We start from the raw sequence: 1,215 nt of genomic DNA, 5'->3' as shown, positions 1-1,215 counted from the left end.
GAGTCGGAAGACCTGGCGCAGATCGATGAGCTGCACCTGAACCAGAGCCAGACCTTCAAGAAGCACTGACCTTCCCCGCGCCCCTGCCGGAGACAACCGCATGACCGTATTCATTTTCCTGGGCTCCCTGCTCGCCGCCATGGCCCTGGGTGTGCCCATTGCCTACTCGCTGCTGCTTTCGGGCGTGGCGCTGATGTGGCACCTCGACCTGTTTGATGCCCAGATCCTGGCGCAGAACGTGGTCAACGGCGCTGACAGCTTCCCGCTTCTGGCCGTGCCTTTCTTCATGCTCGCTGGCGAGATCATGAACGTCGGTGGCTTGAGCCGCCGCATCGTGAACCTGGCGCTCACGCTGGTCGGCCACAAGCGCGGCGGCCTGGGCTTCGTGGCCATTGTGGCTGCGTGCCTGCTGGCCGCACTCTCGGGCTCGGCGGTGGCTGACACCGCAGCGCTGGCCTCGCTGCTGCTGCCGATGATGGTGGCGGCTGGCCACGACAAGGCCCGCGCTGGCGGCCTGATCGCCTCGGCCGGCATCATCGCGCCGGTCATCCCGCCTTCGATCGGCTTCGTGGTGTTCGGCGTGGCCGCCAACGTGTCGATCAGCAAGCTGTTCCTGGCCGGCATCGTGCCGGGCCTGCTGATGGGCCTGTCGATTGCGCTGGCCTGGTGGTGGGTGGCGAAGAAGGAAAACATCACGCCGCCGCCGAAGGCCAGCGTGGCCCAGCGCATGACGGCGCTGAAGGAATCGACCTGGGCGCTGGTGCTGCCGGTGATCGTGGTGGTGGGCCTGAAGATGGGCGTGTTCACGCCGACCGAGGCTGCCGTGGTGGCTGCGGTGTACGCGCTGCTGGTGGCCACGCTGGTGTACCGCGAGATGAGCCTGCACCAGCTGCGCGAGGTGTTCGTGAGCGCCGCCAAGACGACAGCCGTGATCATGTTCCTGGTGGCTGCGGCCATGGTCAGCGCCTGGCTGATCACGGTGGCCGACATCCCGAGCAAGATGATCACGCTGCTGGAGCCGTTCATGGGCAACCAGACACTGCTGCTGATCGCCATCATGGTGCTGGTGATGGCCGTGGGCACGGCGATGGACATGACGCCAACCATCCTGATCATGACGCCGGTGCTGATGCCGGTGATCAAGGCCGCGGGCATCGACCCGGTGTACTTCGGCGTGCTGTTCATCATCAACAACGCGATCGGGCTGATCACGCC

The 1,215-nt window shown here is 65.7% G+C and carries 1 protein-coding gene; it reads left to right on the top strand.

Annotation, left to right across the window (positions count from 1 at the left end; all coding sequences use genetic code 11):
• Window positions 1–100: 100 nt before the first annotated feature.
• Window positions 101–1,215, top strand: a 1,115-nt coding sequence (locus tag AACH00_RS19795; protein WP_341400906.1) for a TRAP transporter large permease subunit, incomplete at its 3' end; no start/stop codon positions are given.

This window comes from Ideonella margarita (assembly GCF_038066635.1).
Classification (GTDB): domain Bacteria; phylum Pseudomonadota; class Gammaproteobacteria; order Burkholderiales; family Burkholderiaceae_C; genus Ideonella; species Ideonella margarita.
This window is presented reverse-complemented; position numbering and strand designations above follow the sequence as displayed.